Source organism: Stenotrophomonas maltophilia group sp. LNF247 (genome assembly GCF_054083135.1).
In genome coordinates, this window is sequence record NZ_JBSRQL010000004.1 from 33170 (window position 1) to 55820 (window position 22651).

At 67.1% G+C, this 22651-nt stretch carries 17 protein-coding genes; 9 read left to right on the top strand and 8 right to left on the bottom strand.

Features of this window, described 5'->3' with window-relative positions:
- Positions 1-154: 154 nt before the first annotated feature.
- Positions 155-2248 carry a M13 family metallopeptidase gene (locus tag ACTXG9_RS05465; protein WP_456115404.1) on the top strand — a complete coding sequence of 698 codons (2094 nt, stop codon included), beginning with the start codon at positions 155-157 and terminating at the stop codon, positions 2246-2248.
- Between the two features lie 199 nt (positions 2249-2447).
- Here ACTXG9_RS05465 and ACTXG9_RS05470 read toward each other — a convergent pair whose 3' ends face one another.
- From ACTXG9_RS05470 to ACTXG9_RS05485, 4 genes are all read right to left on the bottom strand, one after another.
- Complete coding sequence (locus tag ACTXG9_RS05470) at positions 2448-3065, bottom strand: HD-GYP domain-containing protein (RefSeq protein ID WP_227851938.1); 618 nt, start codon at positions 3063-3065, stop codon at positions 2448-2450.
- A 45-nt stretch (positions 3066-3110) separates the two neighbouring features.
- Complete coding sequence (gene mfd, locus ACTXG9_RS05475; protein WP_456115405.1) at positions 3111-6575, bottom strand: transcription-repair coupling factor; 3465 nt, start codon at positions 6573-6575, stop codon at positions 3111-3113.
- 127 nt (positions 6576-6702) lie between these two features.
- Positions 6703-7248 carry a GNAT family N-acetyltransferase gene (locus ACTXG9_RS05480; RefSeq protein WP_019659177.1) on the bottom strand — a complete coding sequence of 182 codons (546 nt, stop codon included), beginning with the start codon at positions 7246-7248 and terminating at the stop codon, positions 6703-6705.
- Positions 7249-7343: 95 nt separating this feature from the next.
- Positions 7344-8201, bottom strand: coding sequence for a 23S rRNA (adenine(2030)-N(6))-methyltransferase RlmJ (locus tag ACTXG9_RS05485; RefSeq protein WP_021202507.1), 858 nt, complete (start codon positions 8199-8201; stop codon positions 7344-7346).
- Between the two features lie 35 nt (positions 8202-8236).
- Here ACTXG9_RS05485 and creB point away from each other — a divergent pair, with 35 nt between their 5' ends.
- The 7 genes from creB to ACTXG9_RS05520 all read left to right on the top strand — a co-directional run bounded on the left by creB (position 8237) and on the right by ACTXG9_RS05520 (position 16049).
- Positions 8237-8962, top strand: a complete 726-nt coding sequence (gene creB, locus ACTXG9_RS05490) for a two-component system response regulator CreB (RefSeq protein WP_188250089.1) — start codon at positions 8237-8239, stop codon at positions 8960-8962.
- A gap of 3 nt (positions 8963-8965) precedes the next feature.
- Positions 8966-10426 (top strand): two-component system sensor histidine kinase CreC, encoded by a 1461-nt coding sequence (creC, locus tag ACTXG9_RS05495; RefSeq protein ID WP_021202508.1) that lies wholly within the window; start codon positions 8966-8968, stop codon positions 10424-10426.
- 81 nt (positions 10427-10507) lie between these two features.
- A complete protein-coding gene (gene creD / locus ACTXG9_RS05500; RefSeq protein WP_164145350.1) occupies positions 10508-11827 on the top strand; it encodes a cell envelope integrity protein CreD in 1320 nt (439 codons plus the stop codon).
- A 10-nt stretch (positions 11828-11837) separates the two neighbouring features.
- Positions 11838-12248 carry a hypothetical protein gene (locus tag ACTXG9_RS05505; RefSeq protein WP_021202510.1) on the top strand — a complete coding sequence of 137 codons (411 nt, stop codon included), beginning with the start codon at positions 11838-11840 and terminating at the stop codon, positions 12246-12248.
- A 124-nt stretch (positions 12249-12372) separates the two neighbouring features.
- Positions 12373-13965: a M20/M25/M40 family metallo-hydrolase gene (locus ACTXG9_RS05510; RefSeq protein ID WP_021202511.1), complete on the top strand. Its 1593-nt coding sequence runs from the start codon at positions 12373-12375 to the stop codon at positions 13963-13965.
- Positions 13966-14119: 154 nt separating this feature from the next.
- A complete protein-coding gene (gene gltX / locus ACTXG9_RS05515) occupies positions 14120-15523 on the top strand; it encodes a glutamate--tRNA ligase (protein ID WP_111098983.1) in 1404 nt (467 codons plus the stop codon).
- Between the two features lie 34 nt (positions 15524-15557).
- Entirely contained in the window at positions 15558-16049 is a 492-nt protein-coding gene (locus tag ACTXG9_RS05520; protein ID WP_021202513.1) for a Fur family transcriptional regulator, read from the top strand.
- Positions 16050-16204: 155 nt separating this feature from the next.
- On the opposite strand, the gene ACTXG9_RS05525 is transcribed toward ACTXG9_RS05520, so the two are convergent.
- The 4 genes from ACTXG9_RS05525 to ACTXG9_RS05540 form a co-directional block, all read right to left on the bottom strand.
- On the bottom strand, positions 16205-17359 hold the full coding sequence (locus tag ACTXG9_RS05525; protein ID WP_111101990.1) for an HlyD family secretion protein: 1155 nt from the start codon (positions 17357-17359) through the stop codon (positions 16205-16207).
- Between the two features lie 8 nt (positions 17360-17367).
- Positions 17368-19041 (bottom strand): MFS transporter, encoded by a 1674-nt coding sequence (locus tag ACTXG9_RS05530; RefSeq protein ID WP_456115406.1) that lies wholly within the window; start codon positions 19039-19041, stop codon positions 17368-17370.
- Positions 19041-19607: a TetR/AcrR family transcriptional regulator gene (locus ACTXG9_RS05535; RefSeq protein WP_019659167.1), complete on the bottom strand. Its 567-nt coding sequence runs from the start codon at positions 19605-19607 to the stop codon at positions 19041-19043. Before ACTXG9_RS05535 ends, ACTXG9_RS05530 begins: the two co-directional genes overlap by 1 nt.
- A gap of 254 nt (positions 19608-19861) precedes the next feature.
- A complete protein-coding gene (locus tag ACTXG9_RS05540; RefSeq protein WP_456115407.1) occupies positions 19862-22069 on the bottom strand; it encodes a TonB-dependent receptor in 2208 nt (735 codons plus the stop codon).
- A gap of 136 nt (positions 22070-22205) precedes the next feature.
- On the opposite strand from ACTXG9_RS05540, the gene ACTXG9_RS05545 reads away from it, so the two are divergent.
- Positions 22206-22619, top strand: a complete 414-nt coding sequence (locus tag ACTXG9_RS05545) for a MerC domain-containing protein (RefSeq protein ID WP_008264835.1) — start codon at positions 22206-22208, stop codon at positions 22617-22619.
- Positions 22620-22651: the final 32 nt, after the last annotated feature.

Genomic DNA, 22651 nt, shown 5'->3' on the forward strand with positions numbered 1-22651 from the left:
CGGCTGCTTTGGGATTTTGCCGCACGAAGCATGAACCCGGAACGGAGAGCAGTCGAGCATGGCTCGACTCTACAGAAGGACGCTCTGTGACCTTTGGCCGGTCCCCAACCTCACGCCCCCGGCTACCCTGTGAAATTACCCGCAGGAGAGCCTCATGAACGTCCGCAACCTGGTCCCGCTGGGCCTGACCATCGCCATCGCTGCTTCGCTGGCGGCCTGTGGCAAGAATGACGCCGCACCGGCGGCCAGCGCCGACGCCAAGCCAGCCTTCGACCTGTCGCAGATCAAGACGCCGCTGATTTCGCTCAACAGCGCTGATCTCGATCCGTCCATCTCCGCCTGTACCGACCTCAATGGCTTCGTCAACAGCAAGTGGCTGAAGGCCAACCCGGTGCCGGGCGACCAGACCACCTGGGGCAGCTTCGAGATCCTGCGCGAGCGCTCGCTGGAAGTGCAGCACGCGCTGGTGCAGCAGGCCGCCGCCAGCCAGGCCAAGGCCGACTCGGTGGAAGCCAAGATCGGTGACATCTGGAAGACCGGCAACGACGAAGCGAAGATCGAAGCTGCCGGCCTGGCGCCGCTGCAGCCGCAGCTGGACAAGATCACCGCGCTTAACGACACCGCCGCCATCACCCGGTACCTGCGCGACAGCCAGGCCGAAGGCAAGGGCGTGCTGTTCTCGCTGTTCGCCAATGCCGACTACAAGGATTCGGCCAACGTCATCGCCTACGTCGGCCAGGGTGGCCTGGGCCTGCCGGAGAAGGGCTACTACTTCGACGATGCGCAGGCCAAGATCCGCGACGCCTACGTGGCCTACATCGCACAGGTGCTGACCCTGTCCGGCGTGGACGCGGCGCAGGCCGCCGAGCAGGCCAAGGCCGTGATGGCCTTCGAAACCCGCCTGGCCAAGGCCTCGATGTCGCGCATCGAAATGCGTGACCCGGCCAAGCGCTACAACCCGCTCAGCGCCGCAGACGCCGACAAGCTGACCCCGAACTTCAGCTGGACCGCGCTGTTCGACACCCTGAAGGTGCCGGCCGCACAGAAGTTCTCGCTGGCGCAGCCGGGCTTCTTCGGTGAAATGGACAAGATGCTCGCCGATGTGCCGGCCAGTACCTGGCAGGCCTACCTGCGCTTCCACACCATCGACGATGCCGCGCCGTACCTGAGCAGCCAGTTCGAGAAGGCCAACTTCGAGTTCTATGGCAAGACCCTGCGTGGCCAGAAGGAAATGCAGCCGCGCTGGAAGCGCGTGCTGGAGTCGGTCAACGGTGGCATGGGCGAAGCCCTGGGCCAGCTGTACGTCGACGCCGTGTTCCCGGCCGAGTCGAAGGTGGCCATGCAGCACCTGGTGGAGAACCTGTCGCAGGCATTGAAGGCGCGGCTGGAGCAGCTGCCGTGGATGGGCGAGGAAACGAAGAAGAAGGCACTGGAAAAGTGGGCCAGCTTCACCCCGAAGATCGGCTACCCGGACAAGTGGCGTGACTGGTCGGGCCTGCAGACCAACGGCGACAGCTACCTGGGCAACATGCAGGCGGCGCGTGCGTTCAACTACCGCTACATGCTGGACAAGATCGGCAAGCCGGTGGACAAGACCGAATGGGGCATGACCCCGCAGACCGTCAACGCGTACTACAACGCCACCAAGAACGAGATCGTGTTCCCGGCCGCGATCCTGCAGGCGCCGTTCTTCGACGCCAAGGCCGATCCGGCGCTGAACTACGGCGGCATCGGTGCAGTCATCGGCCATGAGATGATGCACGGCTACGACGACTCGGGCAGCCAGTTCGCCGCCAACGGCAACTTCGACAACTGGTGGACGGACGCCGACCGCAAGGCCTTCACCGAGCGTACCGATCAGCTGGTCGCCCAGTTCGACGGCTACGAGTCGGTGCCGGGCGTGTTCGTGAAGGGCAAGCTGACCCTGGGCGAGAACATCGGCGACCTGGGCGGCCTGACCGTGGCCTATGACGCGCTGCAGATGGCGCTGAAGGAAGACCCGAAGGCGAATGTCGAGGTTGACGGCCACAGCCAGGACCAGCGCTTCTTCATGAACTGGGCCACCGTGTGGCGCCGCAACTTCACCGATGGCGAGCTGCGCGTGCGCCTGAACACCGATCCGCACGCGCCGGCCAATTTCCGTGCCAACGGTGCGCCGTCGAACATGCCCTCGTTCGCTGCTGCATTCCAGTGCAAGGCGGGTGATGCAATGGTGCGTGCCGACGACAAGCGCGTGGTGATCTGGTAATCGATCACCCGTGATGCGTGGAGCGAAAGGCCCGGCGAACGCCGGGCCTTTTGTCTTCCAGGCCGGCAGCGCAGCGCCGGCTGGTAGAGTCGACTGTTAGTCGACTATCGCGCGCAGCGCGGGATTTTCGCGATCTGGACGAAGAGCAGTCGACTAACAGTCGACTCTACCGGCGGGTCGTTTCACCGTCGGGAAGATCTCAGGCCAGCGCAGGTTCCCGCGCCAGCATGCGATGGAAGCGCTGCAGCACGTAGGGGTCCACCAGCCCGCCGGACTGCGCTTCGATGATCCGCAAGACGGTTTCGTGCTCCATTGCGTCGCGATACGGGCGTACGCTGGTCATCGCATCGTAGGCATCGACAATGGTGACGATGCGCGCGCCCAGGGGGATGGATTCGCCGCGCAGCCCATCGGGGTAGCCGCTGCCATCGAAGGCCTCGTGATGGGCGCGGATCAGCCGCGCCACCGGCAAGGCGTCGCTGCGGCCGGTGGCCAGGAAGATGTGTTCGCCGCGTACCGGATGCTCGCGCATGATCGCGCGCTCCTCATCGGTATGCCGGCGTGGTGCCAGCAGCACATCATCGGGTATGCCGATCTTGCCGATGTCATGGAAGCGCGCGGCCAGGCCGATCTGCGCACGGGCCTCGTCATCAAGATCGCAGTGCGTGGCCAGACACTGCGCGAGCAGGCCAACGCGGTCGCAGTGGTGGCGGGTGTAGGCGTCGCGCATCTGCAGCGACATCGCGAGAGCATCGATCAGGCAGGCCTGCGCGTGCAGCAGGTCGGGGGCGGGTACGGCGTCAGGGAACATGGTCATCCGCCCGCACCGGGTGGGGGCCGGTGCGGGGTGTTCGGGGGGTGATCAACCCGGGGCGAGGGTGGTCAGAAGGGCGCGGGCCGCGTTGAAGCGGTCTTCCGGCAACGGCAGCGGGTGCTTGATGCGCAGCTTGTCGGGCCCTTCCATGGCATAGAGGTTCGGTTGTTTCTGGATCAGCTGGATCACCGCCATCGGATCGATGTTCGGCTTGGACTCGAACACGATGCGGCCGCCGTTCTCGCCCAGGTCGAGCTTGCGGATGCCCAGCGTATTGGCTTTCAGCTTCAGCTCGGCGATGGCGAACAGGTGCTTGGCTGCATCCGGCAGCAGGCCGAAGCGGTCGATCATCTCCACCTGCAGCTCGCGCAGTGCATCGCTGTCGCGCGCGCTTGAAATGCGCTTGTACAGGGTCAGGCGGGTGTGCACGTCCGGCAGGTAGTCTTCCGGGATCAGTGCCGGCACATGCAGCTCGACCTCGGCGCCGCGCACTTCCTCACCGGCATCCAAGTCGGGCAGCTTGCCCTGCTTGATGCTGCGTACCGCGCGTTCCAGCAGCTCGGTATACAGGCTGAAGCCGACCTCGGCCATCTGCCCGCTCTGGTCCTCGCCAAGCAGTTCACCGGCGCCGCGGATCTCCAGATCGTGCGTGGCCAGGGTGAAGCCGGCGCCCAGCTCGTCCATCGAGGCGATCGCTTCCAGGCGCTTCTCGGCGTCGGGGGTGATCGCGCGACGGTCGGGGGTGATCAGATAGGCGTAGGCACGGTGGTGCGAACGACCGACGCGGCCACGCAGCTGGTGCAGCTGGGCCAGGCCGAAACGGTCGGCACGGTTGATGATGATGGTGTTGGCGTTGGGGATGTCGATGCCCGATTCGATGATCGTGGTCGACAGCAGCACGTTGAAACGCTGCTTCTGGAAATCCAGCATCACCTTTTCCAGTTCGCGCTCGGGCATCTGCCCGTGGGCGATGCCGATGCGTGCCTCCGGCACCAGCTCGGACAGCTCGCGCTGCATGCGGCCGATGCTCTCCACGTCGTTGTGCAGGAAGTACAGCTGGCCACCGCGCGCGAGCTCGCGCTGGAAGGCTTCGCGCAGCAGCGCGTTGTCCCACTGGGTGATGAAGGTCTGCACCGCCAGCCGGTTCGGCGGCGGCGTGGCGATGATCGACAGGTCGCGCAGGCCGGCCATGGCCATGTTGAGCGTGCGCGGGATCGGCGTGGCGGTCAGCGTCAGCAGGTGCACGTTGGCGCGCAGCGCCTTCAGTGCCTCCTTCTGGCGCACGCCGAATCGTTGCTCCTCGTCGACGATGACCATGCCCAGGTCCTTGAACTTCACGTCCGGCTGCAGCAGGCGATGGGTGCCGACGATGACGTCGATGGTGCCGGCAGCGACCTTTTCCAGTTCGGCCTTGATTTCCTTGCTGGTCTTGAAGCGCGACAGCACCTCGACCTTCAGCGGGTAATCGGCGAAGCGGTCGCGGAAGTTGCGGTAGTGCTGTTCGGCCAGCAGCGTGGTCGGCACCAGCACGGCCACCTGCTTGCCGGCACTGGCGGCGGCGAACGCGGCGCGCACCGCCACCTCGGTCTTGCCGAAGCCGACGTCGCCGCAGACCACGCGGTCCATCGGCTGGCTGCTGGCCAGGTCGCGCAGGGTCGCATCGATCGCGGCCAGCTGGTCCGGGGTCTCCTCGAACGGGAAACCGGCCGCGAACGGCTCGTACATCGCGCGGTCGACCTGCAGTGCCAGGCCGGCACGCGCCTGGCGGCGGGCCTGGATCTCCAGCAGCTCGGCAGCAACGTCGCGTACTTTCTCGGCGGCCTTGCGCTTGGCCTTGCTCCACTGCTCGCCACCGAGCGAATGCAGCGGCGCGGTTTCCGCCGACGCACCGGAATAGCGGCTGATCAGGTGCAGCTGGGCGACCGGCACATACAGGCGGTCGCCCTTGGCATATTCGATTTCGAGGAACTCGCCGGGCATGCCGCCGACGTCCATCACGATCAGGCCACGATAGCGGCCGACGCCATGATCCTCGTGCACGATCGGCGCGCCCTCGGTCAGTTCACCGAGGTCGCGGATGATCGCTTCCGGCTCGCGGCCGGCACGGCGCGTGCGCCGGGTGCTGCCGGCGCGCTCGGGGAACAGCTGGCGCTCGGTCAGCACCGCGATGCGCGGATCGTCCAGCGCGAAGCCATCCTCCAGCGGTGCCACCGCGATCGCGAAGCGCGCGTCGTCGGCGAGGAAGCTGGGCAGGTCGGTCACCACCGGCGGCTTCAGCTCGGCGGCCTGCAGCACTTCCAGCAGCGCCTCGCGGCGGCCAGGTGAATCGGCGGCGATCAGTACCCGGCCCGGATAATGGCCGAGGAAGGATTTCAGCGCATCGCCGGCGGGGGCTTCGCGCGCGGCCACCGGCAGCGGTGGCAGCGGCTGGTCGCCCAGCGCGTGCGCGTCGGCGATGCGCGCATGGTCAGCCGCCCACACCTCGATGCGCGGGGCATCGTTCAGGCGCTCGCGCAGCAGCTCCGGCGACAGGTACAACGCCGAAGGCGGCAGCAGCGGGCGCTCCACATCATGGCGGCGCTGCTCATAGCGGTCCGCGGTCTGCGCCCAGAACGCGACGGACGCCTCATACGCACCGGCGCAGACCACCGGCAGGCTGCCGTCGGGCAGGTAGTCGAACAGGGTCGCGGTGCGTTCGAAAAACAGCGGCAGGTAGTACTCGACGCCGGCCGGGGCCAGCCCGGACTTCAGATCCTGGTACAGCGAACTGCGCCGGGTATCCACATCGAAACGCTCGCGCAGCGTGGCCAGCACGCGTGCGATGCTGGCCTCGTCCATCGGCACTTCGCGGCCGGGCAGCATGTGCACCGCCTCGACCTTGTCCAGCGAACGCTGGCTTTCCGGATCGAAGGCACGGATCGAGTCGATGTCCTCGTCCAGTAGTTCTACCCGCAGCGGCTCGTCGGCGCCCATCGGGAACACGTCCAGCAGGCCGCCGCGCACGGCGAAGTCGCCCGGGTCCATCACCTGCGGCACGTTGCGGTAGCCGGCGCTTTCCAGGCGGCGCTTCTCGGCCTCCAGGTCCAGGCGCTGGCCGACCTTCAGGTCGAAGCTGCCACCGATCACATAGCTGCGCGGGGCCAGCTGCTGCAGCAGGGTCTGCACCGGCACGATCACCAGGCCACGCTTCAGCGTGGGCAGGCGGTGCAGGGCAGCCAAGCGCTGCGAGATGATGTCCGGATGCGGGCTGAAGCGGTCGTAGGGCAGGGTTTCCCAGTCAGGGAAGGCGACCACCGGCAGGGCCGGGTCGCCGCCAAGCAGGGTCTGCAGGTCGGCTTCAAGCTGGTTGGCACCGTGGTTGTCACGGGCGATCACCAGCAGCGGGGCGTCGTGCGCGCGCGCGGCCTGGGCCAGGTACCAGGCCAGGGCGGTCGGCGAGGCGGGGGCGCGCCACCAGGCGCGGAGCTGGCCGGCACGCGGCAGCGGCGGGGCGGGGTATGAGGTACGCGACATGGACTCCGGATTTTAGCAGAAGCCCCTGCCGGGCCCATGATCGTGACGTGAGCGGGTGTAGCGCCGGGCCAAGCCCGGCGAGCGCGGCGGTTGAATCAACGTCGCCGGGCAGGGCCCGACGCATCCGTCAGTTGTCCAGCTCCAGCACCATCCGCACCAGGCCTTCGGCCCCGTTCGGATGCGGCACCGGCTTGAAGCCCAGCGAGGCGGCCAGCTGCTTCATTGGCTCGTTCTCGGCGGCAACGTCGCCGTACAGGCGGTCCAGGTACTTGCCGCGGCCCCACTTCACCAGCTTGCGCATCAGCTGCCGGCCCAGGCCCTGGCCGATCAGGAAGCGGCTGATCAGGATCGCGTACTCGGCTTCACGGGTGCCGGGGATGATCGAGGCCCGGGCAACCGCGCCGACCACCGCTTCGCCAGCGGGCAGGGACTCGGCTGCGACCAGGGTGATCTCGGTCTTGGGGTTCGGGTGGGTCAGGCGCTGGGTAGTCTCCGGCGACAGTTCGGTCACCGCCTGCAGGAAACGATCACGGATTTCTTCCGGCCCGAACAGGCTGAATGCCGCTTGCAGCGGTGCGCCATCTTCCGGGCGGATGGGGCGGATCAGCAGCTCGTGGCCGCTGGGAGCCTTGAAGATCTCATGCCAGGGCGGCATGCGGTTGCGAGTGGCCATACCGGGTGATTCCTTGGTGGTCCATCGATTGTGGCATCACCGGGGCTGCATTCCGTGAACGGAAGGCTCACGGCGGTACAGCCTCGTGAAGGCCGTTATTCGGGGGCTTTGAGCCAATCCAGGCGGGTGCTGGCACCGGGTTCGCCCAGGTGCTGGCGCAGCGCCGGCAGGGCCGGGCCGACCACCCGGTCGAACTGCCAGGGCGGGTTGAGCAGCAGCATGCCGCTGCCGTTGAGCCGCAGCGGCGAGTCGTCAGGGCGCACCAGGAACTCAATCGTCATCGCCGACTTGACCGGCAGGGCAGTGGCCTTGCGCAGGAAGTGCAGGATGGTGCGCCGCTGCTTGATCGGGAACCAGACCGCACAGGTGGCCTGCGGCCAGCGTGCCAGGGTCTCGGCCAGGGCGGCCAGGACGTTCTGGTATTCCGCGTCCTGGGCCTCGTACGGCGGGTCGATCAGGACCAGGCCACGGCCGATCTTGCTGCCGTTGAACTTCGGCGGCAGCAGCGAGCGCAGCAGGGCATAGCCATCGCCGGCGCGCACGTCGACGCGGCTGTCATGGGCGAACAGGGCCTTCAGCGTGGCCGTTTCGGCCTCCTGAAGTTCACAGACCGCCATGCGGTCCTGCGCGCGCATGGCCTGTGCGCTCAACAGCGGCGAGCCCGGGTAGTTGGTCAGCGCGCCCACCGGATTGTCGGCCTGCACCGCCTTCAGGTAGCGCTCGACCACCTCGGGCAGCTTGGGCTGGGCCATCAGCCGCATGATTCCGGACTCGGCCTCCAGCGTCTTGCGGCTCTCTTCGCTGGCCAGCAGGTAGCGGCCGGCACCGCCGTGGGTATCGAGCACGAAGAACGGGCTGTCCTTGCGCTTGAAGCTGTCGATCAGGGCCAGCTGCACGATGTGCTTGAGCACATCGGCGTGGTTGCCGGCATGGAAGGCGTGGCGGTAGTTCATGGGCGGCAGTGTACGGGGCGGCGGCCGCAGCGGCTATGCTGCGCGCCATGACAGCTCCCGTTGCCCATGTCCTGGTGGTCGAGGACGAAGCCGCCATCGCCGAAACCGTGCTCTATGCGCTGCGCAGCGAAGGCTATGCCGCCAGCCACTGCCTGCTCGGCGGCGAGGCCCTGCAACGGCTGCAGGCCGGCGATATCGACGTGGTGGTGCTGGACGTGGGCCTGCCCGACCTGAGCGGTTTCGAAGTGTGCCGGCGGCTGCGCGCGCAGCCCGGGCCGGCGGCCCAGCTGCCGGTGATCTTCCTGACCGCCCGCAACGATGAAGTGGACCGCGTGCTGGGCCTGGAACTGGGCGCCGACGATTACATGACCAAGCCGTTCTCGCCGCGAGAACTGGTGGCGCGGGTGCGTGCGCGCCTGCGCCGCGCGGCACCGGTCAACGCAGGGCCCAGCGCCGATGCGGGCTGGCAGGAACATGGCGCCTTTGCCATCGACCGCGAAGGTCGGCGTATCCGCTTCCGCGGCCAGGCACTGGACCTGACCCGCTACGAGTACGCGCTGCTGGAAGCGCTGCTGCAGCGCCCGGGCGCCATCCTCAGCCGTGCCCAGCTGATGGACCGTGGCTGGGACAGCAGTGCCGACAGCGCCGACCGCACCGTTGATACGCATGTAAAGACGCTGCGCGCCAAGCTGCGCGCGGCCGGTGCCAGCGAAGACCCCATCCGCACCCACCGTGGCCTTGGCTACGCGCTGGAGGTCTAGCCGATGCGCCTGGTATTGAAGCTGTTCCTCGGCTTCTTCCTGATAACCGGCATCGCCGCGTTCTTCGTGATGCGCGTGTTCGTCAACGAAGTGAAGCCCGGCGTGCGCCAGGCGATGGAATCGACCCTGGTCGATGCGGCCAACGTGCTGGCCGAGATGGCCGCCGCCGACGTCAAGGCCGGCACCATCGGCAGCGGCAGCTTCACCCGCAACCTCGCCAAGGCGCGGCAGCGTGACCTGAAAGCGATGGTCTGGCGCTTTCCCAAGCGCTCACTGGACTACCGGGTGACCATCACCGATGCCAAGGGCATCGTCATCTACGACTCGCTGGGCCGCGACCTGGGGCGCGACAACTCGCGCTGGAATGATGTCTATCGCACCCTGCGTGGCGAGTACGGTGCCCGCTCCAGCCCGGAAACGCCGGGCGAGGAAGGCAATACGGTGATGCATGTGGCGGCGCCGGTATACGACCCGGACGATGGGCGCACGCTGATCGGCGTGCTCAGCCTGGCCCAGCCCAACCGCAGCATCGATCCGTTCATCGCTGCAAGCCAACGCGCCATCATCGAGCGCGGCGCCTGGCTGATCGGATTGTCGGCGCTGGTCGGCGTGCTGGTGACGATGTGGCTCACCACGGGCCTTGGCCAGCTCAGCCGCTACGCGCGTGCGGTCAGCGCCGGCGAACCGGTGCCACCCCCGCGGCGGCGCCGCGACGAGATCGGCGACCTGGGCCAGGCACTGGAAACGATGCGCCGCAAGCTGGAGGGCAAGGCCTACGTCGAGCAGTACGTGCAGTCGCTGACGCATGAAATGAAGAGTCCGCTGGCGGCGATCCGCGGTGCCGCCGAGCTGCTGCAGGAGCCGCTGCCGGAGGCCGACCGCGTGCATTTTGCACGCAGCATCGTCGATCAGCAGGAGCGGCTGACCGAGACGATCGACAAGCTGCTGGCGCTGGCCGAAGTGGAACAGCACGGCTGGCTGCAGACCCGCGATCCGATCGCGCTGCCAACCCTGCTGGCCGATGCGGCGGCGGCCGCGCAGGTGCGTGCGCAGGCGGCCGGCGTGCAGGTGCGCATCGGCAGCGTACCCGACATGCGCGTGCAGGGTGATGCCTATCTGCTGCGGCAGGCGTTGCACAACTTGATCGACAACGCGATCGCCTTCTCACCGCCCGGCGCGGACATCGCGCTGCTGGCCGAGGTGGACGGGCAGGGAGTACGCCTGCAGGTAGCGGATCGCGGTGCCGGCATTCCCGACTATGCGCGCGAACGCGTGTTCGAGCGCTTCTATTCGCTGGCGCGACCGGGCAGCGGCCGGCGCAGTTCCGGCCTGGGCCTGCCGTTCGTGCAGGAGGTCGCGCGCCTGCATGATGGGCGCGCCAGTGTCGATGCCCGCGACGGCGGCGGTATCGTGGCCAGCCTGTGGTTGCCGCTGGGTACACCAGGCCAGCGCCCCCGCCGCTGACTTCACATTCGCTTCAAATTCGCCACAAACCCCGCTCACCGTGGCGGTCCATCCTGCAGTCCTCTCCAACGAGGATGGACCATGAAATCCCTGAAGATGCTGCTGCGCTTCGCCATTGTCGGCGGCCTGATCCTGCTGCTGCTGGTTCCGCTGACGATGATCCGCAGTGTCATCAACGAACGCAGTGCGTACCGCGACGAGGCTTTCTCGCGGGTGGCCGACAGCCGCGCCGGCGCACAGCAGCTGGTGGGCCCGGTGCGGGTGGTGCCATGGGTGGAACGCAAGCAGGTTGAACTGGTTGATCCGCTGGGCGTCAAGAAGACCGAGGTGCAGGTCACCGAGGGGCACTGGCTGCAGATGCCGGCGTCGCTGGAGGTGGGCGGCGAGATGCTGCCGAGCCAGCGCGAAGTCGGACTGTTCAAGGTGCCGGTGTACAGCTGGAACGGCCAGATGAAGGCGACCTTCGCCGCAGACGATTACCCGGTGAAGGCGGGCCGCAGTTACGGCCAGCCGTATGTGGCGGTGGGGGTTTCCGATGTGCGTGGCCTGGTCGGCACGCCGAACCTGCGCGTGGATGGCAAGCAGCTGCGTTTGCTGCCGGGTGTTGGTGCGGCCGGCGAGATCGGGCGGGGCCTGCATGCACCGGTGGCCGGTTTCGATGCGGATCAGGGCGGCACGCTGGCCGCCAGCACCGTTGAACTGGAGCTGCGCCTGGATGGCAGTCGCATGCTGTCGGTGGTGCCGGTGGGCGATGACACCCACATCGCGCTGCGTTCGAGCTGGCCGCATCCGTCGTTCAGCGGAGCTTTCCTGCCCAACGAGCGCCGCGTTGATGCGCAGGGATTCGATGCGCGCTGGGCGGTGTCCTCGCTGGCCTCCGACGCACAGCGGCAGCTGCGCAATGACGGTTCGGTGGACTCGCAGGCGGTGACGGTGTCGCTGGTCGATCCGGTCGATAGCTACACCCAGGCCGACCGTGCCTCGAAGTACGGCGTGCTGTTCGTGCTGCTGACCTTCCTCGGCTTCATCCTGTTCGAGCTGATCAAGTCGCTGCGCATCCACCCGCTGCAGTACCTGATGGTGGGCCTGGCGCTGGCGATCTTCTTCCTGCTGCTGATCAGCCTGTCCGAGCACATCGCGTTCTGGAAGGCCTACCTGGTTTCGGCGGTGGCCTGCATCGGCCTGCAGGCGGTGTACCTGGCCAATGTGCTGGGCCACTGGAAGCGCGGCTTCGGCTTCGCGGCGCTGCTGACCGTGCTGTACGGCGCGCTGTATGGCCTGCTGGTGTCGGAGAACAATGCGCTGCTGATGGGTTCGCTGCTGCTGTTCGTGATCCTGGCGCTGGCGATGTGGGTGACCCGCCGGGTGGACTGGTACGCGCTCGGCGCGGACCTGAAGTAAGGAGCAGGCCATGAGTTGGCGCCAGGGATTGCGGCAACGGGCACGGCAGGGCATTCCGGCCCTGCTGGAAGTGGATGCGCTGCTGCAGGCACATGGCGTGCTGGCGGCCCTGCCGGGGGCACGGATCGCCCCCGGCCTGGTCCGCTTCCAGCTGGCGGCGGTGACCTGCGAGGGATTGCGGGGGCAGGGATTGCGCTGGTTGCAGGGTGCGCGGCAGGGACGTGGCGCAGTGGCCGGACGGGTCCCGCGCTACCGGCCCTGGAAGGCCGGGGCGGAAGCGCTGGCCGAAATCGGCATCGACGGCCTGCCCGATGACTGGCCGGCACACGCGGCGGTGTACGGCTGCAGCAGTATCGACCGGCGGCACTGGTTGTTGTTGCTGCCGGAGCGGGCGCAGTTGTGGTTGGGGTGGAGGGGGTGATCGGGTTGTTCATCCACGCATGGCGTGGATCTACTGCTGTCCATGACCGATGGGACGGTATCGGCGCGCCCCTGCTGGCTAGACTCGATGGGTTGATGATCGAGCCGAAGGGCAGGGGTGCGATGTGTTGAAGTGGGGCGTGCTGGCCGTAGCGCTGGCGATGGGTGGCAATGCAGCGGCACAGCAGCGCGAGACGGTGGACCTGGACATGGTCAGCCGCATCCGTCAGGAGGCGTTCCACCGTTCGCAGGTGATGGACACCTTCAGCTATCTCACCGAACGCATCGGCGCGCGCCTGACCAATTCGCCGGCGATGGGCCGCGCCAACGCGTGGACCCGCGGCAAGTTCAGCGAATGGAAGCTGGACAACGTCCACGACGAGGCCTTCGATGATTTCGGCCGTGGCTGGGAATTCACCTCGGCGAGCGTGGAAATGCTGGGTGACCGCGTGCAGCCGCTGCATGCGCTGCCCAAGGCCTGGACCCCCGGTACGAAGGGCCCGGTCGAAGGCGAGCTGGTGCAGGTCGACATCAAGAAGCCCGAAGACATCGAGAAGTACCGCGGCAAGCTGCGTGGCAAGATCCTCCTGCTGGGCGAGGCACGCGAATACAAGCGGGGCACCGAGCCCGATTCGCACCGCCACGACGCCACCTCGCTGGAGGGCCTGCAGGAGTTCACCCTGCCCAAGGACAAGGACGCCACCGCCGAGCGCGCCAAGCGGGTCAAGGAATACCAGGAACGCCAGCAGCTGGCGGCCAAGGTCAATGCCTTCTTCGTGGAAGAGGGCGCGCTGGCCTCGATCGGCATCAGCAGCTGGGACAACGGCATCATCCGCGTTGCCGGTGGTGGTTCGCGCAAGGCCGGTGAGTCGGTGGGCATTCCCGAGCTGGCGATGATCAGCGAGCACTTCAATCCGCTGGTACGCGCGCTGGAGGCCAAGCAGACCGTGCGCCTGCGCGTGGATGTGGCCGCACGCTTCACCGACGAGGCCGACCAGCCCGGCTACAACACGCTGGCCGAGATCCGTGGCAGCAGCAAGCCCGATGAAGTGGTGATGATCGGCGCGCACCTGGATTCCTGGCACAGCGGCACCGGTGCGGCCGACAACGCCGCCGGCGTGGCGGTGATGATGGAGGCGATGCGCATCCTCAAGGCCACCGGCGCCAAGCCCAGGCGCACCATCCGCGTGGCGCTGTGGAGCGGCGAGGAGCAGGGCCTGATCGGCTCGCAGGCCTATGTGGCCAAGCACTTCGGCAAGTTCCCGGAGCCGACCGACCCGGCGCAGAAGGCGCTGCCGGCGTCGCTGCGCGAGCCGACCGGCGCACTGCAGAAGACCCGCGACTACGGCAAGTTCCAGGTCTACTTCAACATGGACAACGGCTCGGGCCGCTTCCGTGGCATCTACGCTCAGGAAAACCTGGCGGCCATGCCCATCTTCGAAGCCTGGCTGGCGCCGTTCCATGACGTGGGCGCCACCACCGTGGCCACCCGCAACACTGGCAGCACCGACCACATCAGCTTCGACCGCATCGGCCTGCCGGGCTTCCAGTTCATCCAGGACCGGCTGGACTACTTCACCAACGTGCACCACAGCCACCTGGACACCTGGGACCACGCCGAGCCGGAAGACCTGAAGCAGGCCGCCGCCATCGTCGCCTCGTTCGCCTACAACGCCGCGATGCGCGAGCAGCCGTTCCCGCGCAAGGTGGAACCGTAAAAGGGGACGGAGGGGATTAAGTCGCATCTCCCCTCCGTTTCCCGGTTGCAGTGCCCACGGGCTGGGCAATCGCGACTTAATCCCCTCCGTCCCCTTTTTCCGTCGGGGGCGGCGGGCTGGTAAAATCGGGGGAGTCCCGTTCCTCGAGCCGTCCATGACCTGCCGCACCCGCTTCGCCCCCAGTCCCACCGGCTACCTGCACATCGGTGGTGCCCGCACCGCGCTGTACTGCTGGCTGGAGGCCCGCCATCGTGGCGGCGAGTTCGTGCTGCGCATCGAGGACACCGACCGTGAACGCAGCACCCAGGGTGCGATCGACGCCATCCTGGAGGCGATGGAGTGGCTGGGCCTGGACTATGACGAAGGCCCGATCTACCAGACCGACCGCGTTGCCCGTTACCAGGAAGTGGCCGAGCAGCTGATCGCCGAGGGCAAGGCGTACTACGCCTACGAGACCCGCGAAGAGCTGGACGCGATGCGCGAGGCTGCCATGGCCAGGCAGGAGAAGCCGCGCTACAACGGCGCTGCGCGCGATCTGGGCCTGCCCTACAGGGACGACCCGAACCGCGTCATCCGCTTCAAGAATCCGCTGGAAGGCACGGTGGTGTTCGACGACCTGATCAAGGGCCGCATCGAGATCGCCAACAGCGAGCTGGATGACATGGTGATCTTCCGCCCGGACGGCTACCCCACCTACAACTTCGCGGTGGTGGTGGACGACTGGGACATGGGCATCACCGAGGTCATCCGCGGCGACGACCACATCAACAACACCCCGCGCCAGATCAACCTGTACGAAGGCATTGGTGCGCCGGTGCCGAAGTTCGGCCACATGCCGATGATCCTGGACGAGCAGGGCGCCAAGTTGTCCAAGCGCACCGGCGCGGCCGACGTGATGCAGTACAAGGACGCCGGCTACCTGCCCGATGCGCTGCTGAGCTACCTGGCCCGCCTCGGCTGGTCGCACGGTGACCAGGAGCTGTTCAGCCGTCAGGAGCTGATCGAGCTGTTCGACGTGAAGGACTGCAACTCCAAGGCCTCGCGACTGGACATGGCCAAGCTGGGCTGGGTCAACCAGCACTTCCTGAAGACCGAGGATGTGGCCGCGATCGTGCCGCACCTGGTCTACCAGCTGCAGAAGCTGGGGCTGGACGTGGCTGCCGGACCGGCACCGGAGGACGTGGTGATCGCCCTGCGTGAACGCGTGCAGACCCTGAAGGAGATGGCCGAGAAAGCCGTGGTCTGGTACCAGCCGCTGACCGAGTACGATGACGCGGCGGTGGCCAAGCACTTCAAGGCCGGTGCCGAGGTGGCGCTGGGCAAGGCCCGCGAGCTGCTGGCAGCCCTGCCGGAATGGACCGCCGAGTCGGTGGGCGTGGCCCTGCACGACGTCGCCGCCGCGCTGGAGATCGGCATGGGCAAGGTCGCCCAGCCGTTGCGCGTGGCCATCACCGGTACCCAGGTCAGTCCTGACATTTCGCATACCGTGTACCTGGCTGGCCGCGAGCAGGCCTTGAAACGCATCGATGTGGCCATCACCAAGGTAGCAACGGCCTGAGGCATCCTTGCCAGGCCCGAACCGGAGAACGCGCATGTCCGCCAAGACCGCCACTGCTTGTACCGCCCCGCACCACCACGTCCACGACGCATCGGATTTCGTGGCGGTGGTCGAGCGTGTCTCGCGCGAACGCGGGCTGCGCCTTACCCCGATCCGCGCCAATGTACTGAAGCTGATCGCCGAGGCCGGCAAGCCGGTCAAGGCCTATGAGTTGCTGGAATGGGTGCGCAACGGCAAGGGTGTGGGTGCTGATGCCCCGCCCACCGTGTACCGCGCCCTCGACTTCCTGATGGCCAATGGTTTCGTGCACAAGCTGGAATCGGTGAATGCCTTCGTGGCCTGCCACCACCCCAGCAGCGCCGCGCATTCGGTGCCGTTCCTGATCTGCAACAGCTGCCACAGCGCGGTGGAACTGGAAGACCGGGAAATCGTCAGCCAGCTGGAAAAGCGCGCCAAGGAACTGGGCTTCCAGCCGCAGGCACAGACCCTTGAAGTGCACGGTCTCTGCGCGCGCTGCGCGGGTTGATCGTGTCGGCGGTAGAGTCGGTCGGCGGTAGAGTCGACTGTTAGTCGACTGCTCTTCCGTGAAGCCCAAGAGCAACCCGCCCTGCGCGCGATAGTCGACTAACAGTCGACTCTACCCAGCCGTCTCTACCCAGCCGAGTCCTGCAGGGGCGCGCCCTAGTCCATGGGTTTGCCTGCCGTATCCACCCGCACGATCACCGACATGCCGGGCCGCAGCCGCGCCGCCAGTGCCTGACCCGGATCGATCGAGATCCGCACCGGCAGCCGCTGCACCACCTTGGTGAAGTTGCCGCTGGCATTGTCCGGGCGCAACACGCTGAACTCCGACCCGGTGGCGGGCGCGATCTCTTCGACACGGCCCTTCAGCACCTGCCCCTGGAACGCGTCCACCGAGAACGTGGCCGGCTGGCCGATCGCCATCCCCCAGGTCTGGCCTTCCTTGTAGTTGGCCACCACCCACAGCGTGTCAGGTACCAGGAACAGCAGCTGCGAGCCGGCCGCGACGTACTGGCCCACGCGTACGCTGGCTTCACTGATCTGGCCGTCGCGCGGTGCGTGGATCACCGTATTGGCCAGATCGATGCGGGCCAGCTCCAGCTGCGCCTGCGCGCTTTCCACCTGGGCCTCCAGGCTTTTGCGCGCGACCTGGGTCGACACCAGCGTTTCCTCGGCGATGCGGATCTGCGCCTGCGACTGCTGCACGCTGGCCTGCGCCGAGGCCTGGCTGGTGCGGAACTTGTCGCGGTCATTGATCGACACGAGTTGCTGTGCGGCCAGTTCCTCGTAGCGCTTCAGCTCGTTGCGCGAGCGCTGCAGTTCGGCCTGGCCGGCCGAGAGCGTGGCGCGCGCCGAGGCGATCTGCGCACGGTTCTGCGCCTGCGACTGGTCGGAGTTGGCCAGCGCCGCACGCGCGCTGTCCAGCGTTGCCTGCGCCTGGGCGACACGCTGCGCATAGATGCGGTCATCGATGCGCAGCAGCGGCTCGCCTTCCTTCACGTGCTGGAAGTCCTTCACCAGCACCTCAGTCACATAGCCGTTCACCTGCGGCGCCATCACCGTGATCTGGCCGCGCACATAGGCGTTGTCGGTCACCATCACGCTGCTGGTGAACGGCCACAGGTGCCAGGCACGCAGGATCAGCGCAATGCCCAGCAGGGCGACAATCACCATCACCGCCACGCTGCGCGCGCTGGGCTTGAGGTACTTCGGCGCGACCGCGGGTTCTACCGGCGTGGACGCGGGCGCCGCGTCGGTGGGCGGCGGCGGGGTGACGTTGTCGGCGTCGTCGGGTCGGGGCGGCACGGGAGGCATGGGGGGACTCAACGGGATGCGGCCGGCGTGGCCGCGGTGGACTCGGGCGGGTGGCGCTTGCGCCATTGCTTCAGTACGGCGGTACGCAGCGACAGCAGCAGCAACCAGCACAGGAAACCGATCGCCAGCCAGCCGCTCAGGGTGAACACATCGTTGAAGCCACGCACGTTGGCTTCTCGGCGCGTGGTCTGTGCCAGCTGCGCGCTGCCCTGTGCGCTGCGCAGGACCGGGTCGGTGATCTGGGCGCTGTACAGCTGCTGCTGGAGACGCAGGCGTTGCGCTACCACCGGATCGGCCGGATCGAGCTGGCTGGTCAGCGCGCTGGAATACAGTTGCTCGCGATGCAGCTGGAAGGTGCCCAGCACCGCCGAGCCGGCCAGGCCGCCCAGCGTCTGCGTGATCGACAGCGTCACCAGGAAGGTGATCATGTGGTCCACGCCCTGTTTCAGCGCAGCAGAGATGCCAAGCATGATCAGGGGCCCCATGAACATGCCCGCACCGACCGAGGCCAGGAACTGGCTGGCGTAGAAGTCGTGCGGCCGATCCATGCTGGTGCGGTGCTGGTCGAAGAACGCGGCGGCGCCCAGCAGCAGGATCGCCATCAGCAGCTGGGCGATCAGCCGCTTCGGGCCGAAGGTAAGCGAGGCACCGGCGATTCCGGTGATCACCCCGGCCAGGATCACCACGAACAGCGGCCGCATCTGGTCCGGTCCCATGCCCAGCGTGCGCATCAGGTTGACCACGCCGTAGGACTGCTCGGTGGTCAGGAAGCGGATCAGGAAGGCGCCGACGATGAAATGCAGCACCGGCAGCGTCGACAGCCAGCGGATCTGCAGCAGTGGGTTACGCCGGTAGTGCTCGATGATCAAGGCGGTGGTGGACAGCACGATCGAAGCGATCAGCGCCCAGCCCAGCCACGCTGTATTGAGCCACCAGCGCGTGTAGCCCTGCGCCAGCACGATCACCAGCAGGGCGACGGCCGGGGCGAGCAGCGCGAACGTGAGGAAGTCCAGTGGCTCGAACGCCTTCACCTGGATGCCCGGCGGCAGCTTCAGCACTACCACTGCGGCGAAGGCGCACAGGGCCAGGCCGGCCTCGAACGAGTACAGTTGGTGCCACTGGCCGGTATCGACCAGGCCCGGGGAGACGATCCAGGCGATCGGCACCGCCAGCTGGGAAAGGCCGACGCCGACCACCAGCAGATTGCCGGTGAAGCGCCGCGGCAGCGCCTGCAGCATGTACAGCGTGCCCAAGGTCGAACAGGCCGCGCCGGCGAAGCCGCTGGCGGCTCGGGTCAGCATCGTGGTCTCGAAGCTGCCGACGAACAGGTGCAGGACCGCCAACGCCGCGTACAGGCCCAGCCCGATTTCGGCGAACAGGCGGATGCCGTATTGCTGGCGGAACTTGAAGGCCAACAGGTTGGCGGTGACATTCACCATCGCATAGGCCGCTACCAGCCAGCTGCCCTGGGTCGGGGTCAGCGCCAGCTGGCCCTGCAGGAACGGCAGGTTGGCGGTAACCAGCGCATTGCCGAGGCCGCCGGTGATCGCCACCAGCAACGATACCAGCGCATAGGCCGCGCGCCGGTACGGCGGGTGCCAGGGCATCGACGCCGAGCCGGGCATGGTCGGCTTCTCATGCTCCTCCCAATCCGGAACCGGCTTCAGATACGGCTGGACCATCAACGGGCCTCGCTGGCAGCTCCCTGGAGACCCCCACGCAGCAGCTGCAGGGCGCGCCCGGCCAACTGGGCGCGCTCGTCGCGGGTCTTGCCGCGCAGGGCCGCACCCAGCATGCCCGAGATCAGTGAAATATCCGTCTTTTCCAGGTCGGCACGGCACAGCCCGGCCGCCTTGGCGCGCGCGATCGGTTCCTCCAGCAGGTCGCGCACTGTCTCGCGCGCGGCGCGCATGGACGGCACGTCCGAATCGACCGCACGCCAGTAATCGGCCAGTGCCGGCGAATCGATGATGCGCTGGGCCATGCCCTCGAACACCTCGAACAGGGCGTCGTCGCGGTCGCCGAGCTGTTCGACCTGGCGCCGGATGCGGTCGACCGTGCGCTGCAGCAGCGCCTGGATCAGTGCGGTGCGGTCGGGGAAGTTGCGGTACAGGGTGGCGCGGCCCACCTGGGCGCGTTCGACCACCAGGTCCAGCGGGGCGGTGACGCCATGTTGGCCGAAGACATGATCGGCGGCGTCGAGGATGAGGGCACGGCGGGCAGCGGCATCGGCACGTTGGGCAGTCATGGAATTATTTTCGGACAAAAGTGTCCGATTGGCGAGACATTGGGTGACGGGATTGTCCGCTTGTTGTGGTACGCACATCTTTGTGACGGGTGTGTGAGCGAGGGCGCCGCGACCTCGCTCACGCATAAAGAAACGGGGGCCAGACGGCCCGCCGGGAGAGAGAATGGTATTCGTGGTGCGGTCCCGCCATGCGTTGAAGGGCGAGTGGGGGCAGAGCCCTTTCCCGCGGAAAGGGCTCCGCCCCCCTACATCGATCAGAAGAACGCGCGGATGCCGAATGCGACACCACGGCCCGGCAGCGGCGAGTAGTCGCGCAGCGGCGAGGTGTGCGGACGCACTTCGCGGTTGGTCAGGTTGCTGCCATCCAGGAACACCTCGTAGCTGTTGCTGGCGTTGCGGTCCCAGCGGTAGGCCAGGTGGGCGTCGACCAGGGTGTAGCCATCGCTCGGCTCCTCGTTCTGCGCCACGTCCTTCTGGCGGCTGTAGCGCACCGCACCGACCGAGGCGCGCCAGCCGTCCTTCGACCAGCGCAGGTCGGCGCCGACGCGGGCCGGGGCAATACGCGGCAGGTAGCCGGTGTTGGCCAGTTCCACGTTGTAATTGTGGTTGTGGTCGCCGTGCGGCACGGCGATGTCGAGGTTGCGGCTGCCGCTGCCATCCAGCTTGGCCTTCACGTAGTCACCGAACAGGCGCAGATCCCAGTCACCGGCGCCACCTTCGAACAGGTGCACCAGCGCTTCGGCCTCGGCACCGCGGAACACCGCGTCCTGCTGGGTCCAGGCGCGGACCGGCAGGCCTTCGGTAACACCGGTGTCGGCCAGGTAGATGAAGTCCTTGAACCTGGTCTGGTAGACCGACGCGGAGAAGTCCAGGCGCTCACTGTGAGTGTGGATACCGAGTTCCACGCGCTGGCCGCGCTCGGTCTTCAGGTTGGCGTCGCCGATCTCCAGCGAACGGGTGGCGATGTGGGCGCCGGCGGCATACAGCTCCTCGTTGGTGGGTGCACGCTCGGAGCTGTCCACGCCGATACGCAGGTCAACGGCGTCGTTGAGCTTCCAGATGCCGGCGGCAGACAGGTTGGTGGCGCCGAACGTGCGGCGCCGGTAATCACCGGTCGGGTCCAGCTTGACCTGGTCGTGGCGGCCGCCCAGTTCAAGCTTGAACGGTCCGAACTGCTTTTCCTGCAGCACGAACAGGCCGATGTTCTTCGTGCCTGTATCCGGAACGAACGCCTCTTCGCCCTTGGCACCGAAATCACTGTTGCCGAACTGCAGGCCGAAGGCACCGTCCCAGCCACCGATCTGCTGCTGCACCGCTTCCAGGCGCGCTTCGATGCCACGGTTGGTGAAGCGGGTCGACGGCGTGCCGGCCTCCAGCTCCACGTGCTCGTAGTCGGTATAGGCCACGCGTGCGTTGATGTTCTTCAGGAACGAGACCGGGTCATAGATGCCGGCCTTGGTCTCGAAGCGGTTCTGCACCATGTCGATGCGCACGTCATGCTCGTCGCCGCCTTCCTCTTCGTCGCCATGGTCGTGGCCGTGGTCATGGCCGTGATCGTCGCCATCGGCGTGCACGTGTGCGCCGTTGGGAATGCCGTAGTTGGTGCGGTAGGTGCTGGCCGACACGCCGAAGTAGCCGCCTTCGCCCAGCCAGGTCGCACCGACGCCACCGGCACGGGTGCGGATCGAGCTGTTGTCGAGGCGGCCGCGACGCGGCTCTTCGCCTTCCTCGCCCGCGTGGTCATGGTCGTGGTCGTCATGGTGGTCTTCCAGGCTGTCGATCACCGCGTAGCCAGGGATACGGTAGTCGTCGCCATTGCGCACCAGGCCGTCCACATGAAGCACGACATTGCCGCTGACGCCATCGAGGCGGAACATGCCGCTGCGCTCATTGTTCACCGAATTGCCGCGCAGTTCGGCGCGGCCGCTGAGCGGCCGCTCCGGCAGCTCCCGTGCGATGCGGCCATCGACCACGTTGACCGCACCACCGATGGCACCGCTGCCGAACAACAGCGTGGCGGGGCCCTTCAGCACTTCGATCTGGTCGGCCAGGAACGGCTCGATGCTGGTGGCGTGGTCGGCACTGACGGTAGAGGCATCCATGTTGCCCATGCCGTTGGACAGCACGGCCACGCGCGGGCCTTCCTGGCCGCGGATGATCGGGCGGCCGACGCCGGGCCCGAAGAAGGTGCTCTGCACGCCGGGCAGCTTGGCCACGGTATCGCCGAGGGTGCCGGCCTTCTGCTCGTCCAGGCGCTCACCGGCCAGAACCTCCACCGGGCGGGCCAGCGATTCGGCATCGCCCTGCAGTGGCGACGCGGTGACCTGCACCGACGACAGTTCAGTCAGGTGGCGGTCACGATGGGAATCGTCTTCGCTGGCGGCGAAGGCAACGGTCGGAAGCAGGGCGGCGAGGGCCAGGGCCAGGGAATGCGGCTTGAGCCGTGGGGTGTGGGCAGGCATGGATCGGTCCTTTGTTACACTGTATCAATCGCAGGGCGCACGAATCCCGCCGATGGGAGAGGGGGAGGGGAAACCGTGCGGTTCGGGAAGGGATGTTATATTATTCCATAACGATTCGCCGACCCTGCTGGAAGTCATGTCCCTGTCCTCACGCCTGCGCCATCTGCTCGACCGTTTCGGCGCTACCGGTTCGATGCTGTGCGCGGTGCACTGCGCGGTGATTCCCGTACTGCTGGCGGCGGCGCCTTCGCTGGGCCTGTCGTTCTGGCTGAGCGATGGCGTGGAGCAGGCGCTGGTGGTGTTCGTGACCCTGCTCGGGCTGTTCAGCCTGGTATGGGGCTACCGCCGCCACGGCGCGCTGCGCGCGCTGGGCTTCCTGATTCCCGGCCTGGTCGCGTTGTGGGCCGGTGTGCTGTACGACCCGCTGCACCACAACGCCGTGCCGCATGCGGTGGTGATGACCATCGGCGGCCTGCTGGTGGGGGTGGCCCACCTGGTCAATCTTCGCCTCAACCACGGCCACGTGCACGACGCCAGCTGCGCGCACTAGGCGCTCCGTGATAGGATTTTCGATCGTGCGCG